General features: G+C 40.6%; 16 protein-coding genes. 6 read left to right on the forward strand and 10 right to left on the reverse strand.

Translation table 11 applies throughout. The annotated features are described in order from the left end of the window. Nucleotides 1-661: 661 nt before the first annotated feature. Together HRJ06_RS15860 and HRJ06_RS15865 are read right to left on the reverse strand one after the other, a co-directional pair. The gene (locus HRJ06_RS15860) at nucleotides 662-838 is read right to left on the reverse strand and encodes a zinc-finger domain-containing protein (RefSeq protein WP_174733939.1); all 177 of its coding nucleotides are present in this window, start codon (nucleotides 836-838) and stop codon (nucleotides 662-664) included. Nucleotides 839-863: 25 nt separating this feature from the next. After that, nucleotides 864-1520 (reverse strand): reverse transcriptase-like protein, encoded by a 657-nt coding sequence (locus tag HRJ06_RS15865; protein WP_174733940.1) that lies wholly within the window; start codon nucleotides 1518-1520, stop codon nucleotides 864-866. A 343-nt stretch (nucleotides 1521-1863) separates the two neighbouring features. On the opposite strand from HRJ06_RS15865, the gene HRJ06_RS15870 reads away from it, so the two are divergent. Together HRJ06_RS15870 and HRJ06_RS15875 are read left to right on the forward strand one after the other, a co-directional pair. After that, nucleotides 1864-2262, forward strand: coding sequence for a reverse transcriptase-like protein (locus HRJ06_RS15870; RefSeq protein ID WP_174733941.1), 399 nt, complete (start codon nucleotides 1864-1866; stop codon nucleotides 2260-2262). Nucleotides 2263-2272: 10 nt separating this feature from the next. Continuing rightward, nucleotides 2273-3205, forward strand: a complete 933-nt coding sequence (locus HRJ06_RS15875; RefSeq protein WP_174733942.1) for a DMT family transporter — start codon at nucleotides 2273-2275, stop codon at nucleotides 3203-3205. Nucleotides 3206-3420: 215 nt separating this feature from the next. Here the strand turns inward: HRJ06_RS15875 and HRJ06_RS15880 are convergent, their stop codons facing one another. Together HRJ06_RS15880 and HRJ06_RS15885 are read right to left on the reverse strand one after the other, a co-directional pair. Beyond that, a complete protein-coding gene (locus HRJ06_RS15880) occupies nucleotides 3421-3690 on the reverse strand; it encodes a DUF6123 family protein (protein WP_174733943.1) in 270 nt (89 codons plus the stop codon). 67 nt (nucleotides 3691-3757) lie between these two features. Beyond that, the gene (locus HRJ06_RS15885) at nucleotides 3758-4219 is read right to left on the reverse strand and encodes a divergent PAP2 family protein (RefSeq protein ID WP_174733944.1); all 462 of its coding nucleotides are present in this window, start codon (nucleotides 4217-4219) and stop codon (nucleotides 3758-3760) included. 179 nt (nucleotides 4220-4398) lie between these two features. On the opposite strand from HRJ06_RS15885, the gene sspL reads away from it, so the two are divergent. Next, complete coding sequence (gene sspL, locus HRJ06_RS15890; RefSeq protein WP_174733945.1) at nucleotides 4399-4530, forward strand: small, acid-soluble spore protein L; 132 nt, start codon at nucleotides 4399-4401, stop codon at nucleotides 4528-4530. Between the two features lie 57 nt (nucleotides 4531-4587). On the opposite strand, the gene HRJ06_RS15895 is transcribed toward sspL, so the two are convergent. From HRJ06_RS15895 to HRJ06_RS15920, 6 genes are all read right to left on the reverse strand, one after another. Then, nucleotides 4588-5457 (reverse strand): 5'-3' exonuclease, encoded by an 870-nt coding sequence (locus HRJ06_RS15895; protein ID WP_174734088.1) that lies wholly within the window; start codon nucleotides 5455-5457, stop codon nucleotides 4588-4590. 122 nt (nucleotides 5458-5579) lie between these two features. Continuing rightward, the gene (locus tag HRJ06_RS15900; RefSeq protein WP_174733946.1) at nucleotides 5580-6440 is read right to left on the reverse strand and encodes a sulfurtransferase; all 861 of its coding nucleotides are present in this window, start codon (nucleotides 6438-6440) and stop codon (nucleotides 5580-5582) included. A gap of 192 nt (nucleotides 6441-6632) precedes the next feature. Next, nucleotides 6633-10307: a dynamin family protein gene (locus HRJ06_RS15905; RefSeq protein WP_174733947.1), complete on the reverse strand. Its 3675-nt coding sequence runs from the start codon at nucleotides 10305-10307 to the stop codon at nucleotides 6633-6635. A 338-nt stretch (nucleotides 10308-10645) separates the two neighbouring features. Then, on the reverse strand, nucleotides 10646-11215 hold the full coding sequence (locus HRJ06_RS15910) for an isoprenylcysteine carboxyl methyltransferase family protein (RefSeq protein WP_174733948.1): 570 nt from the start codon (nucleotides 11213-11215) through the stop codon (nucleotides 10646-10648). 1 nt (nucleotide 11216) lies between these two features. Beyond that, the gene (locus HRJ06_RS15915; protein WP_174733949.1) at nucleotides 11217-12302 is read right to left on the reverse strand and encodes a type III polyketide synthase; all 1086 of its coding nucleotides are present in this window, start codon (nucleotides 12300-12302) and stop codon (nucleotides 11217-11219) included. Between the two features lie 354 nt (nucleotides 12303-12656). After that, a complete protein-coding gene (locus tag HRJ06_RS15920) occupies nucleotides 12657-13427 on the reverse strand; it encodes an SDR family NAD(P)-dependent oxidoreductase (RefSeq protein ID WP_174733950.1) in 771 nt (256 codons plus the stop codon). A gap of 621 nt (nucleotides 13428-14048) precedes the next feature. On the opposite strand from HRJ06_RS15920, the gene HRJ06_RS15925 reads away from it, so the two are divergent. Genes HRJ06_RS15925 through HRJ06_RS15935 form a run of 3 tightly spaced genes read left to right on the forward strand, consistent with a single transcriptional unit; the run spans nucleotide 14049 to nucleotide 16351 of the window. Further along, entirely contained in the window at nucleotides 14049-14198 is a 150-nt protein-coding gene (locus HRJ06_RS15925) for a cytochrome c oxidase subunit 2A (RefSeq protein WP_174733951.1), read from the forward strand. Nucleotides 14199-14219: 21 nt separating this feature from the next. Continuing rightward, nucleotides 14220-14696 carry a cytochrome c oxidase subunit II gene (locus HRJ06_RS15930; protein WP_174733952.1) on the forward strand — a complete coding sequence of 159 codons (477 nt, stop codon included), beginning with the start codon at nucleotides 14220-14222 and terminating at the stop codon, nucleotides 14694-14696. Further along, on the forward strand, nucleotides 14696-16351 hold the full coding sequence (locus tag HRJ06_RS15935; RefSeq protein ID WP_174733953.1) for a b(o/a)3-type cytochrome-c oxidase subunit 1: 1656 nt from the start codon (nucleotides 14696-14698) through the stop codon (nucleotides 16349-16351). Before HRJ06_RS15930 ends, HRJ06_RS15935 begins: the two co-directional genes overlap by 1 nt. Nucleotides 16352-16403 lie beyond the last annotated feature (52 nt).

Here is a 16403-nt window from a genome sequence, read left to right on the forward strand (position 1 = left end):
ATTAGACATTTGGTGTTAGAAATGACCAGTCACGTTTTATCGAGTGGTCATTTTTAACACCCCACCAAACGAAGTGCGGTAGTATTCTGAGGAGAATCTAGTCTCATTTTTTTGTGTCTACTTTCTTGACAGAAGTCCAATAGAACCCTCATTCGGACTCGCCTTGGTCTTTTCCCTCTTCTCCTGTCCGAATAGGACCTCTATTCGGACTCGCCTTGGCCTTTTCCCTCTTCTCCTGTCCGAATAGGACCCTCATTCGGACTCGCCTGGGTCTTTTCCCTCTTCTCCTGTCCGAATAGGACCCTCATTCGGACTCGCCTGGGTCTTTTCTCTCTTCTCCTGTCCGAATAGGACCCTCATTCGGACTCGCCTTGGCCTTTTCCCTCTCCTCCTGTCCGAATAGGACCCTCATTCGGACTCGCCTTGGCCTTTTCCCTCTTCTCCTGTCCGAATAGGACCCTCATTCGGACAATTTTCACTTCTCTCCTGGCCGAATGAGACCAGTCCTTAACGCCTCCAGAATGGTCGGAATTGGTGTCCCGTTATTGTTTCATTCAACTCCGACTAATAGAGACTAGAACCAACTTCTCCGCCTCCGTTAGTAACAAAGCTCCGCTTCTTTGTCGGTACTTCTAATTTAACCGTTTTCTGAACAGTAGGCTTACGAGAGCTCTTTACCTAATAATTTAAGCTTTTCACCTACTGTACATTCTCTAATACAAAAGCGATGTGCGTATCTTTTCCCCTTTTCCTTTCTAAAGTGCTGGTACACGAAACAGCCTTTACAAAAGGTTGCTGTTAAATCGTCAACTTCAGCAAAAAGTTCTTTTTTACTCAACCTGGACCCTCCTTTCCCCTGTTGTTTATATGATTTGCATCTTACTATTTATCATTTTGCCTTCGAGCGCTTGAGTAGCCAGTTTATCGGCTTCTTTGTTTTCCTTCCTTCCAACAGTTTTATAAGAAGGACGAAGCCCGATTTTTTTTATTTTCTCTTCAATTCGATCAAGCCAGCGATTTAATTCTTCCTCGTAACAAGGCCATTCACCCTCAAGCTGCTTCAAAACGACCTGCGAATCCCCAATCAATTCACAAGGCATTTGGCGGACCTCCAGTTCCTCAAGCAGGGTAAGCGCATAATACAGCGCTGCATACTCTGCTTCATTGTTGTTATTTAATTCATCAAATACCTGGTTGGCCCTCAGTCTGAACTTCTTTTTACCTTGTTTAAAGTAAATTACTGCTCCCAGCCCGGATTTTTTAGTTTCCTTATCAAAGCCTCCATCAAAATAGATGAAAAGATCGTGAGGCTCCTCATCTATTTCTTCAGTCAGTTTTCTCAGTTCCTTCGGTGTCCATGAAGTTCCCATTTCATCATAAAATAACAAGTCGGCTGTTTTTCCGGATTTTTCAAGTTCGTCACCGGTGGCTAAAGCAAGCTCACTATCTATCCACTCAGACGAGAACAGCACTTTCTTATTGCCTTTTAATTTATATGTCCATTCTAATTTATATTTCATATCAGCCCTGCCTTTCGCGATCATGGTTAATGATCTACTTTAAAGCGATAAATTATAACTTCTGTTCATCATATTGTACTTATAAAAACTTATATGGTTATATCTTTACCCATCTCAAAAGGAACTTTCCAAAAGAAGACTAATAAAGGCCAAAAAATAATGGCAATTGACGCTCGTGGTTTCCTGTGAGAACTTATCGCACCAAAATCCCTTTTAAAAGAATCTGTTGGTCTTTTTTTACATGATATCATAAAAAATTTGTCTGTTTGGTTTCCAGCTCAACGTTTCCGTTGTTTTATGATACACTAACTAGTATCTTTATAAACTGTTCGGAGGTATGATCTTGATTGAAGTTTACATTGACGGTGCTTCCGCCGGAAACCCTGGTCCAAGCGGAGCTGGCATCTTTATAAAAGGAAATGGCGAGGTAATACGCCGCTCCATTCCTTTAGGAATAATGTCCAACCATGAGGCAGAATTTCAGGCGTTTATTTTAGCATTAGAAATTTGTCTAGAAAAGGATTTGAAGACTGTATCCTTCCGGACCGATTCAGAGCTTGTGAACCGGGCGATTGAAAAAGAGTTCGTTAAAAATTCATTATATGTTCCTCTTCTGGAAAAAGCACTTTCGCTTACAAGCCAGTTTGACCTGTTTTTTATCAAATGGATCCCGAGCAGCGAAAACAAGACAGCCGACGAGCTGGCGAGAAAAGCAGCTAGAGACGTTCAAGCGAAAGGGTAAGGTGGAAGCTTTGCAAAAGCCATTGATTGCTGATATTTGTTTACTTTTGGTAGCACTTGTCTGGGGTGCTACATTTGTGCTGGTTCAAAACGCCATTTCCTTTTTAGAGCCTTTATCTTTTAATAGTGTGCGTTTCTCATTAGCTGCTGCCCTGCTTGGAAGCTGGCTTTTGTTATTTGAACGCAAACAACTAAGAATGTGTAATGGTAAACTGCTATTTGCAGGGACTTTGCTGGGGGTTTTACTATTTGTAGGTTATGCGTTTCAGACGCTGGGGCTTCTGTCTACTACTTCATCTAAAGCGGGCTTTATCACCGGTTTAAGCGTAGTTATGGTACCTCTTTTTTCAATAGTCTTTTTAAAAATAAAACTTGGGATAAACGCGATTACCGGGGTAGCAGTGGCAGCTGTCGGTCTTTATTTCCTGACAATGACTGACTCTGCGCCGCTGACAATAGGGGACGGCCTTATCTTTATTTGTGCGATTGGTTTTGCTCTTCACATTGTTACAACCGGAAAATTCACTGGAGAATTTCCAGCACTTGCATTAACCGTGGTGCAGCTGGCAACTGTTGCTCTCTTATCTGCAGCAGGGGCTTTTTTCTTTGAGGATTGGAACAAGGCCTTCCAGCTTGATATTTTACTAACTGGGCAGGTGCTTTCAGCCTTAATTGTAACAGCTCTTTTTGCAACCGCGCTTGCCTATTATGCTCAAACTGCCTTTCAGAAGCATACCACACCTACCCGTGTTGCCTTGATTTTTGCTATGGAGCCCGTCTTTGCAGCAATTACGGCTTTTATATGGGCACATGAACGTCTATCAATAAGTGCTATTATGGGTTGCTTATTAATATTTGCAGGAATGATTTTTGCCGAACTGCCCTCGGGCTGGTCCATTTTTAAAAGGGGACATAAACAGGATTTACTGGCGAAAAAAATGTGAGCTAAAGCATTCAGCATCATTTAAATGAAAGGCTCTCTTTGACACACCTGAGTGATCTCCCCTGGAGTGCTGGTTCCGGAAGAAATGATAAAACACCAAGTCCACGTACAAAGGAAATGCCTAAGCATTATCGGATAGTCGATCCCTTAACTCTAATCAATATTATTCTTAACAGGGCCAAATATAAAAAAAAGCATGTTTTGGAACATGCTTTTTTATATAGCCAAAAGATCAGTCTCTTTGACGAATTTTATAGCTTCCTGCCTTGATTCAATTTTATTTGAAACAAGAGTTTCCAGAAGCGCAACATAGAAACTTCCGTCAAAACTCTTTTGAGCTTTAAGGGTAAGCTCAATAGCAACATTCGTTAATTCATCTGTAGAATCAGTGTATTGTTTTCCAAAGTATATGAATCCGATTGCATCCTCACCAAACTGAAACCCTTTGCTTTGCAGGTAGCGCAAATACTCTTCGACTGTTTGCAACTATTGTCAACCCTCTCCGGCTTAAACTCTTAACAAGTTAAATTTTACCTGAAAGTTCGACAATATTCTACCTTTTCTTCGTTAAGAAATGTCCAGCGGCCCCCATGATTACTCCCAAAATGGCACCTCCAAGAACCTCCATTGGCTGATGGCCTAGCATTTCCTTCAATGGGTCTGGTGACTTCTCCTCAAATTCCACGGGATCATGTTCATGAATTTTATCAATAAGCTCATCAAGGTCATTAACCTTTAAGGTCAACTCGCCGGTTTGTCTTCTAATTCCTTGTGCATCATACATAACGATTAGGCCGAATACAAGAGAAAGTGCAAAGTCAACCGTGGGCATTCCCCTATCTAAAGCTACGTATGTGGTCAAAGAAGCTACGCCCGCTGAGTGTGAGCTAGGCATTCCGCCGGTTTTAAAAAAAAGTTCAGGACGCCATTCCTTTGTATAATAATAGTGGATTGGTATTTTTAAACCCTGCGCCAGGCCAATACTAGACAGGGCTATAGCTGCTCCCTTGTTCATAATTTTTCACCTCTTTGTTATTTTGAAGAAAAACGAGTGAATCTATTCCCCTCTGTTAATAATAAGGGAGTAAAGCTCGTCCAAAAGAAAACCATTATTAGATTTTCATTTCTGCCTATTAGCTTAATTCACTTTTATCGAGCCTTTTAAACTAAATGTAGACAATAGGAGGAGAAATTATGAGTAAAAAGCACAATCGGGGAACGAAAGCACCTGGAGTAAATCCACAAGGCTTCGGACAGGATGCTGAGTTAACTGAAAGTCCGAAAACAAAGCTTGAAAATGCCGCTAAAAAGAAAAATACAAAGTAAAACCTCCGGTATGTAAGCAGCAAAAAACCCCTGAAGGTTACTCAGGGGTTATGGTTATCACGCATATGCTCTATGATCTTCAAGAAAACGGTGCAGACCCTTAAACTCTACTTCGGCAAATTTGGCAAAAACTTTGTCGCGGTCTACTTTAAGTACAGCTTCTGGCAGCTTACATTCTACCGGAACATCACACTTAATCTCAGCAAGCTTCCTGCTCAAGTGGAGCATGTCCAGATCCTGTTCAATTTTTGCCCTTTGTGATTTGGTTAATTCGTGAAGATTTTCGAGAATCCCTTCAACATTACTATACTGCTGAAGAAGTCTTAATGCCGTTTTCTCCCCAATTCCTTTTACACCAGGATAATTATCACTAGGATCACCCATCAAAGCTTTTAAGTCGATCATCTGGGTAGGCGAAATGCCTTTCTCTTCAAAAAATGAAGCAGGATTATGGACAAGGTAATTTCCAAAGCCCTTTTTTAGAAGAGCAACAGATATATTATCATCGATTAATTGCAAAATGTCCTGATCACCGGTGAGAATTAGTATTCTTGCCTCTTCCTTTTTGGTCATACGAGCTATTGTTCCAATACAATCATCAGCTTCAAATCCTGCTAATCCAATATTTGGCAAATCGAACGCCGCAACTACATCTTTCACCAATTCAAATTGTGGAATAAGTTCAATGGGTGCTTCAGATCGATTTGCTTTATAGCCCTCGTACATTTCAGAGCGGAATGTCTTGCTTCCCATATCCCAGCATATAGCAGCATGGCTGGGCTTAAATTCTGAAACAGCCATTAGAAAATGCTTAACAAAACCGTATACTGCATTTGTCGGTACACCCTTTGAGTTTATCATAAATTGCCCGGTAACAGCTGTAGCATAAAAGGCTCTAAATAACAGGGCCATGCCGTCAACGAGCATAAGTGAAGGTTGTTTTGTCTCCAACTTAATTCCCTCCGTTCCAATAACTTGCTGATCTATTATAACATGGCCAACATAAAAATTTTGTTGGTAATGATTATTGAGAGCAAGTCGTTTAACGATTATTCAAAAGGTTTCTCGTCATCTACAGCGCCGTCTTCAACAGGATTCTCCGGATAGGAGATCCAATCACTAAAGCTTCCGATATAAAGCTTTATGTTTTTATATCCTGCTGCTTCTAAGGCTAAAAAGTTTGGGGCAGCTGTTACCCCTGATCCACAATAAACAATCACCGGCAGCTCTTTTGGTACCCCGGAGAACCGCTGAAGTTGTTCCTCAGCAGATTTGTATTTCCCATTTATCAACGCGTCATTCCAAGGATAATTTAATGCTCCAGGTATACGTCCTGCTTTTTTATCAATTGGCTCCTCGAGCCCAAGGTACCTTTTTGGCTCACGGGAATCGATTAAAATTGCTTCTGTCTTCTTCCCGTCAGCAGATGACTTGACTAGCTCAGTTGATGCAATAATATCTTCATTCAGGTTTATCTGAAAGTCTGCCCTTGGATGGCTATGAAGGTCTTTTGTGACTGAATACCCTGAGTCTGTCCAGGCCTGCAGTCCTCCATTTAGAACAACAATTTGTTTATGTCCCATATACTTCAGCAGCCAGTAGAACCTGGCTGCAAAGGCTCCGTTCCCCTGGTCATAAGCAATAATTGTGTGCTCGCTGCCGAACCCGCTTTTTTCAAGCAAATCTTTGAAATTATTTAAATTAGGCAGAGGGTGACGGCCTCCGTGCTCTTGTACTGGGCCGGATAAATCTTTTTCTAAGTGAAAGTATACTGAACCTGGTATATGCCCTTCCGTAAAGGCATTTTTTCCTGCTGCAGGACGGCCGAGTTCAAACCGGCAATCTGCAATCCGTATTGATGGTTGATCTAGATTATCTTTCAGCCACTCAACAGTTACAATATTTTTCATAAGCTCCCTCCAGGGTTTATGCTCCGCTTTTCCATGAGCTTTATGATATGCTGCTTTGGTTTCCAGCATTGAAATTTATAGGCTGGTTTTGTTTCAAATCCAAGTCTGCTGCAAGTATAAGTCATATTGCCTGCAGGTTTGTCGGCCCGAAAATGGACACAGGTGGCACAGGCATGGAACGGATTTTCCAAGCTAGGCTCTTCCTTCTGCCGAAGCTCGAATGCTTGCGAGTGCCTCTTTTAATACATCAACCGGGAACTCATCATTTAAAGCATAAACCAAGCCAGTCACATATTCTTCAAGTTGAACTTCTATCTCAGCAAGAATTCGGTTAAACTCCGTTTCAAGTGCCTGGGTATAATGGTCCTTCATTTTACTATTACCTGATTCAAGATACTGTTCCGCTGGAAGCTGAATTCCTTTTTCTAGTTCATTTGCCATGAGTACCTTTTCATTTTTTTCAAAAAATGATTTAGGATTTTTAAATAGAGATAATGCTTTTTTGAAACTGTCAGGGTCTGTATCTTTAAAAGCATTCTCAAAATTCGGAGCTGGAATATCTCCCAATTCAACTTCTGAAATTGGAATTTTAGCATTACCATCCTTAATTTCTTTCCTTAAGGTTTGTTGCAGTTCCTTTAGCTGCTTGCCAATGAAAACTTCAAGCCTAAGTGAAGTGGCCCTTAATTCCTGGGCAAAATCGTATCCGATGCTCTCCAGAAGATCATGTAAGGCTCCTTGCAAGGCTTTGTTTAGGTTTCTGCCATCATCTTTGATGACAGAGGGGTGAAAGCTTTCTCTGAAAAAGTCACCGAACCTGAAAAAGACTCTTTGCTTAATGTAATAAGTTAACTCATCGCTTTCCTGGCTAAGCCGCTTAACTAATAGTTCTGGACTGTGCTCACGAAGGTTATGAATCATGTCTGATTTTTCTGTTTCTAAACTTCTTCTTTTTTGCTCTTTTACATCGCGATCTTCTTCTGAGGATGTAATCATATTTTCAAGCAAATTTAATGATTGTTTCCACTTTGCTTCAGCAGATTCAATCGCCATATCCATTAAGCCGCCTGATATAAAGGAGTAGAATGCATGCTCAAATGCAGGGAAAAGTGAAGGGCCGTTCTTCTTGGACTCTTGTTTCTCCTTCAATGCCAGCAGGCTGGATACTGGATAGACATGGGGCTTTCGTATTCCGTATAAGGCGAGCTGCTCTCTTACATAATCCACGACCGAAACCATCTCGTCCTTTGAACCTGCTAAATCCACCGCGTTTACAATAAAAAACATTTTGTCGAGCTCAAATGAGTCTTTTACCCGTCCAAGCTGGATAAGAAATTCTCTGTCAGCTTTAGAAAAAGCATGATTGTAATAGGTAACGAACAAAATGACGTCAGAGTTTTTAATGTAATCAAAAGCCACTCCTGTATGGCGTGTGTTAATGGAGTCAGCCCCAGGAGTATCCACCAGGCTGATGCCATGCCTTGTTAGGCTGCAGTCATAATAAACTTCAATGTACTCAACCAGACAAGATTTCTCTTCTTCCGCGACAAAACCTCGGAACTCTTGCAAATCTGTTACTAGCAATTGTCCTTCATGATGTTCAAAGAGTGTGTAACCTTCAGTAAAGGCCTGTAAGAAGGCTAAGTGTGTTTTATCTGCTGCACCTGCGTCTTGTTGTATATCTTTGAGGCCTCGTGCCTTTTCTAATGCTTCTTTAATACTGCCGGCTTTCATATCAAACATTTGCAATGAACGGGCAACTTCTTCAAACAGTCTCCTTTCAGTTTTAAATTGAACGAGTACGGTCCCATGCGGGAACTCTTCAGTCACCGGCTTTATTTTATTTATTGCAGCCGTTGTAGGATTAGGTGATACGGGCAATATATTCTCGCCAACGAGGGCATTAGCAAAAGAAGACTTTCCTGCACTGAAAGCACCAAATAATGCAACCGTAAACTCTTTTTCAGTTAGGCGCTCGGCCTTTTGAACCAATTCCCTAGCCACTCTTGTTAATCCTGGGAATTCTTCAATCTGCTCCGCAGTAAATGTCAGTTTCTCAACAATTTGCTTTACCCGTTTCTCATCCGGTGCATCTTGCTGCTGCTCTTGAAGATCAGTTTCTGTTTCTTCATGATGCTTGATGGCTGCTGAAGGTATTGTTGCTTGATGGTCAGTATCCGCTTTAATAGCAATCTCAGCCTCTTTCTCGGGTATAAAAAACGCCTTAGAAATCGCTTGCTCGTCTATCATCTGCTCGGCATTTCCAGACAGGATTTCCTCGGTAAAATGCTGGTTTTGTTCGAGCTTGATTTGTATTGATAGTAAATTTTCTTGAGCTTCTTCAAGCCTTTTCAAACGGTTATGCTCTTCTTTCACACGTTTCTTTTCCTTGGCTGTCAGCTCGGATATCACAGCAAGATAACGATCTTTAAATAGAGTAAGCTTGGTTCTTGCTAGCTTTTTGAGTTCATTCGCTACTTCTTCTGTGTAGTTCAGAAGGTACTCTCCCGAAAGTCTTGCTCCTGGCTTAAGAGTTTTAAGAAGGATTTCTTTTTCAGCGTGAAGAGAAAACTCTTGTGCCATTGACGTAAGTTCCAGATCATTAATTTCTTTTTTATTTAATTTCTTCAATAATAATTCTTTTAAATGCCAGGAAATTTGAGTTTGAACTTTATCTTCCAAATCACTATAAAATTGATTTAGCCTTGCTTCTCGCTCCTGCTCTGTCTTCTGTTTCGAAAATAATAAGCCCACTTTAAATCCAGGTTCCTGTGACTGCAGGTAGCTTTCTGCAAGTTCTCTCGTTTGAAAAGGCATTAGATAAGCATTGTCCAGTACTTTTCTCGCCTCGGAATCAAATTCCTGATCAGCTTTTTTAAGCTGCACATCTAAGTCTTTTATTTGTTGGGAAGATACAGCAAGCTTCTCGGTTATTTCTTTCCCTTGTTCAGGGGCATCTGCAAGTACGTTTTGGAGTCTTTCTATTTCCACCTGCTGTTCCTCAGAAAGAAAGGACAAATGGTCTTTTGCTAGTTTTGCAGCCGAATTAGAAACAGATACAGGCAAAAGAACTGCTCGAGACTCCATCCTGTCTTTAATAAAAAGGCGCAATTCTTCAAACTGGTTATGCTGAAGCTCTTCATTTCGAAGAGATGTATAGAAGATGCCAGCCGGTTCCACACCCCAGGCTTCAAAGGAAGACCTAACACTCTCTTTAAAGGATTCAAAGCCTAATTCAATATCGCGATGCTTATCAATTTGATTCACGATGAGATATAGCTCCTTACCTGCAGCAGCGAGCTCCCTCGTAAACATAAAATTTAGTTCAGATTGAACATGATTATAATCCATCACATAAAAAACAAGGTCTGCCAAATGAAGCGCAGATTCAGTTGCTATTCGATGGGCATCATCAGTAGAATCAATGCCAGGAGTGTCCATTATGGTGACTTCCTGCGGTATTACTTTACTATTTTTGCTTATTTCAATAGAATCTATTTGGTAACCGTCCTTACAGAACGCCTTTACTTCATCGTATTCATAAGGAGCCGGATAGAGCTTTGGCCGTCCTTCTTTAAAGAAAACTTTGGCGTATTCTTCTCCAGAACGGATCTTAACGAGATTAGCACTCGTAGGAATTGGGCTAGACGGCAGGATAGGCTCTCCTACAAGTTTGTTGATCATGCTCGATTTGCCTGCAGAAAAATGGCCGCAAAACGCTATTGCAAACTCCTTATCCAACAGCTTTCTGCCTAATTCTTTCGCCTTAGCTGCCGTATCTTTGTCATTATTCTCGACAAATAGTGAATGCAAGGCAAAAATCTTGTTTAGTACTTCTTTGTTTTGTGACTTCATTGTTTGGCCCATACGTAATAACCCCTTGTTTTTACTTATAATGTCTTTATTTTATACAACTTTTCACTGTTTTCCCACTGTTAAAATCGCAAAAGGCCAGATTCTATGTAAATTTCCAAAAATACACAAAAAAACCCGAATCACTTGATCGGGTTTTAGGTATAAGTATTTAGTTTGGCTTTAGTATGTGTTGAAGGACGTATTTCATAACAAATGAATATACCGCTACTGTTGAAATTATAAACAAAGATAGCACGATAACACCTTCCTTACACCGAATGTGATTGATAATGATTTTCAACTTCATTTACAGATTAACATAAAAAGGCTTTCATTTACAAGAGAGTTTGTTAATTGTCATACTTTTTTAACACTTTCGGAAAAAAACTGCTGTTATTGTTAAATGTCTTTTCATATTCTGTAAGTGTTTTTAGAGCACGTTCTTCCTCCGGGATTCTAATCGAAAGAATCATCAGGTTCAAAATGGAAAATGTTATTGCTGTTATATACGCTTTAAACATAAAAGGGATTATGATAAATTCTAATGCGACTATTACATAATTAGGGTGCTTAATGAACCGGTATGGCCCCTTTGCCACAACCTCTGCGTTTGGCAGGACTATGATTTTAGTGTTCCAGAACTTTCCTAATGAAGTCAGCGCCCACACTCTTGCACCCTGAGTCAATAGAAAAAGCGGCAGAAGAAGCGGCCACCATGATGATAGTTCTTTATTAAGGGTGACCACTTCAAAAATATAGACCATAAAAAACGATGTATGAATAAGGACCATGACTCGATAATGGCCCCTTCCAAACTCAAGGGCACCTCTATTTTTCATCCATGCTTCATTTTTCCTGGCTATAATCAGCTCGGTAATCCTCTGGAGTATAATGAAGCTAATAAATAGTATAAACGCCATTTTAGTCCCACCTCATTAGTAGAAGCTCTGAACTGAAACCAGGTCCAAGTGCTGCGCCAAGTCCCACGTCCCCTTTTTTGGCCCGCTCCATAAATCTTTTTAATACAAATAGTATGGTAGCCGAAGACATGTTTCCAAACTCGCGCAGTACATTTAGAGAAATATCAGCCTTTTCACTATCGATGCCTAACCCTTTTATATACGCTTCAATTACCTTTTTCCCTCCAGGATGAGCAATGAAATGATCAAGTTGGTCAATGGCAATATCGTGGGAGCTAAGAAACTCACTTATATTTGGTTCAAGCCAATTTTCAGTTATAGAAGGGATGTCCTTTGAAAATACGACATATAAACCGCTATTTTTCACATCCCATCCCATTACATCCAGCGAATCAGGCATTAAAGTTGATCTGGTCGCAAAAATTTGCGGAGAAGATTCTTGCTTTTGAATTTTTCGATAGTCAGACTCCTGCCCGCAGACGAGGACACAGGCAGCACCATCAGCAAACAAGCTAGTGCCAATTAAATTGCTTTTTGAGTGATCATTTCGTTGAAAAGTCAAGCTGCAGAGCTCTACCGAAAGCACGAGTACCTTTGCTTCAGGGAAAGCTCGGCAATATTCAAATGCCCGCGAAAGACCTGAAGCTCCACCGGCACAACCAAGCCCCCAAATCGGTATGCGTTTTGTATGAGGGGAAAACGGGAGAATGTTCATTATCCGTGCTTCAAGGCTAGGTGTCGCAAGCCCTGTAGTAGATATTGTAAATATGGCATCAATCTCTTCATAAGGAACATCTTCTTTTAAAAACAGCCGGTTGGATAAACAGTCAATTATCGCCTCAGTTCCTAGTGTTATAGCTGTATCCAAATAAGCATTGTTCTTTTCTTCCAAGGAACGGTCCTGGCTAAACCAGTCCAGGTCCTTGGCAAAATGCCGTTTATTAATCTGTCCGTTATGAAAAACGTTTAAAAGCCGTTTAATATCCTTAAAGGACTCTGAAAATAATTCCTCTGCAAACTCCATCACTTGATCCTGTTTCATTACATTAGGGGGAACGGATTCTGCTGCTGAGATAATTCTAGGCATATAGGATTCTCCTCTTGTTCTGTTATCGTTACTTTTTTCCAATTCCCTTAAGGTTATGCAATAAAACAAAGTAAAAAAGGATCTTAGTCCTAAAAATGAAATTTAAACTTTTTTATTAATAAGTTTTCAAAGAGGCAAAATACACCTGCTCGGGGAACCTAAGAGGGATATAGATATAGAAAAAACTTGAATCTTTATTCCCTTACATCTTTTCAGCACAAAAAAAGCCCCCTCCAATAAGGAGAAGGCTAGACGTTTTGAAGGAGTTGCTGTGCATGTTTATTATAAAAGATCCTCTAGTTCCTTTACATGATTAAATCTTTCCAATTACCCTGCCCTCAACAAGGTTGACTATTAAAACCCATGAATTGTCATACCGCCATCTACAAACAAGGTTTGCCCGCTCACATAGCTCCCAGCCTTTGAACTAAGAAAGACAACAGGCCCGACAAGCTCTGGCAGCTCCCCAATTCTTTTTAAAGGAGTTACAGCCAAGATGTCACTCACATATTTTTCATCCGCTAATAGTTTTTCCGTTAATGGTGTTTTGAAATACCAAGGTCCGATAGAGTTAACATTTATATTGTATTGCCCCCATTCAAGTGCCAGTACTTTTGTCATTTGAATAAGAGCAGCTTTTGTTGACGCATAAACAACACCTGTCCTCAGTGCTACGTGGCCTGCTACTGAGGCAATGTTAATAATTCTGCCGCCTTGCTGATCTTTCATTATCCGCCCGGCTTCCTGTGACATCATAAACGCCGATTTTAAATTCGTATTCATAATGGATTCCCATTCTTCATCTGTTACATCAAGTGCTTTAGAACGAATATTCATACCGGCGTTATTAACCAGAATGCCTATCCTTCCCCATTCTTCAACTACGCCTTGAATGGCGTTATGTACTTCAATCCTATTCGTTACATCTGCTGGAATAACCAAAGCCTCTCTTCCTAGCTTTTGAATAACAGCTGCAGTTTCCTTTAAATCACTTTCGGTCCTCGATAATAACGCAACGTTGGCACCTGCTTCTGCAAGACCGATCGCTATAGCTCGTCCGATGCCTCTCCCTGCCCCTGTCACGATCGCCGTTTCACCTTCTAACTTAAAGGATGGCAAATACATATTAATCCCTCTTCTCTATAGGTTAGATTCCGATTTAGTTTACCATATATTCCAGCGAGTTTTCTTACATCCAACTATTTTAAGCCTATAGGAATAAGGGGGTGCCACGATTTGGCACCCCGATCATCCCTTACTTTGACTTCCCATGCTTTTGCACCTCAATGTGAATCTTTTTTGTCACCAGTGCCCCACAGCCATTGCAATTCTCTTGCTCACTATATATGAGCCTGCAGCGCTCACAATAATATTTCTGCATTTATATTCACTTCCTGATCCTTCTCAATTTATTATATAGTTTATTTTTCATGCCAGAAAAAGGTGCGAAGCTGGGATAGTATCTACCACTCTATTGCATATTCCATTTTCAATAATCAGACTATTGGGGTTAAAAGATGAGTTTGTGCACATTTTCACATAAAAAGGCTTCACATTATTGACACAATTCTGCCTAGTTAGATGTGATTTAAATCACTGTTATGTCAATTTAACACCATTATCATAGTAGATACATAAGGAATGAATAATTTGTGAACTGCTTAGAAACCTCTAGCGCTTTCAAAATTGTCTTGTATTATGGGATTGTATTCATTAATTTTTTATCATTCAAAGGGAGTGAATTGGATGGCACAACCTCAGCTGCACAAAAAAACAAATAGTAAACTCGAAGAAACTAACTCTTTAAAAGGGACTTTGGCTTCTGTAATTCTGCTGGGATTTTTTATTATTTTCACGTGGGTGGGTGTTTATTTTTTATTTTTAGATCGTTTTTAAAAAGAAAGGGGATAAAAGTCTATGCATATGCATAAATTCGAGAAAATTTGGCTTATTTTCGGAGTAGGAGCCTTGCTTGTTTTTCTAAGTGTACTAGGTGTCAGTGCTTTTTATCTAGGAAATCAGCCGCCTAGCTGTCTGGCTACAATCGATCAGGAAAAAGTGGATACATTGCCTCCATTTAATGAACCTGGATTAAAAAAGGTAGAGGGCAAAGATTGGGATTATGAATTAATCTTTGTTGCTGCTGCCTTTGCATATACCCCGGGAGAGGTAGAAGTTCCATTAGGTGCTAAGGTAAAGGTCATTGCAACCACGAAGGATGTTATTCACGGTTTTCAGGTCGCAGGAACTAACATAAATATGATGCTTGAACCCGGTTATATTAGTGAGTATGTAACAACATTTGATAAAGCGGGGGAATACTTAATTCTTTGTAACGAATATTGCGGAATGGGGCATCACATGATGACCTCTAAGATTGAGGTGGTTGAATAATGGGAATCGCAACAGAGAAGCTTAATGTAGATCGACGAGATGGAAGACTGGTAATGGCCCATTTTTACGTTGCTTTTATTGCACTTGCTGTTGGCGGGCTTGCTGGCCTCCTTCAAGTGCTGGTACGCTCCGGAAAATTTGAATTGCCATTGGGAATTGGCTATTATCAGGTTCTCACCGTACATGGTGTTGTATTGGGTTTAGTTCTGACTACCTTTTTTATTATGGGCTTTCAAATAGCCGCAGTCAGCCGTACTTCTGGAACTCTTACTAATAAACAGCGCGTTATTGGCTGGATTGGTTTCTGGCTGATGACTGCAGGTACAATTATGGCTGCCGTTATGATTCTATTAAATGAAGCAACTGTGCTTTATACTTTTTATGCTCCTCTGCAAGCACATGCGATCTATTACCTAGGTTTGACCTTTGTAGTTGTTGGAAGCTGGTTTGATGGAGCTGCGATTATTTTGGCTTATTCTAAATGGCGGAAGGCTCATCCAGGGACACCAAGCCCCCTTCTGACTTTCATGGCAGTTGTCAACACATTAATGTGGATTGTAGCAACTATAGGAGTCGCTACCACCGTTTTATTCCAGCTGCTACCTTGGTCACTAGGTCTAGTTGACAGGGTTGATGTGTTATTGAGCAGAACATTATTTTGGTACTTTGGCCACCCGCTTGTTTATTTCTGGCTGTTGCCCGCTTATATGTGCTGGTATGCGATCATTCCAAAAATTATTGGAGGCAAAATATTCTCTGATTCGTTAGCACGATTGTCCTTTATTCTGTTTTTGCTGTTTTCCATACCTGTTGGATTCCACCATCAGTTAACTGAACCGGGTATCGATCCAGCATGGAAGTTTTTGCAGGTTGTCCTAACCTTCCTAGTTATTATTCCATCTTTGATGACAGCTTTTTCATTATTTGCAACCTTTGAGTCTTTTGGTCGTTCCAGAGGGGCAAGAGGTCTGTTTGGATGGGTGAGAGAACTGCCATGGGGAGATGCACGTTTTTCCGTGCCTTTTATTGGGATGCTTTCATTTATTCCAGCAGGAGCAGGCGGAATTATTAACGCATCACATCAAATGAACCAGGTTGTCCATAATACTATCTGGGTTACCGGCCATTTTCATTTAACACTCGCAACTGCAGTTATTCTTACGTTTTTTGGTATTTCATATTGGCTCGTCCCTCATTTAACTGGACGAAAATTAACAAAGGCAATGAATAAACTTGCGATCATCCAAGGAGTACTGTGGGCTATTGGCATGACGTTTATGTCAGGTGCTATGCATGCTGCCGGCTTGCTGGGTGCACCTCGCCGATCTTCCTTTTCGGAATATGGCGGAGCACCACAGGCGGCTGAGTGGATTCCTTATCAGATAGCTCAGGCTGTTGGAGGGTCAATCCTATTTCTAGCCATCATTTTAATGCTTTATATTTTTATAAATTTGGCCTTTTTTGCCCCTAAGGGTGAGCAGGACTTCCCTGTCGGTGAAGTAGCAGATGAGGCAGAAAAAGCACCAATGGTTTTTGAAAATTGGAAGCTATGGCTAGGAATTACCGTTGTTCTAATATTATTCGCTTATACCATCCCGCTGATTGATATGATTGAGAATGCACCTATTGGGTCTAAAGGTTATAAGCTCTGGTAAATTAGGTCCTAATGAGATTAGAATAATACTATTCTTAATTAAAACAGCGCTC

The organism is Mesobacillus harenae (assembly GCF_013343715.1).
Lineage (GTDB): Bacteria > Bacillota > Bacilli > Bacillales > Cytobacillaceae > Mesobacillus_A > Mesobacillus_A harenae.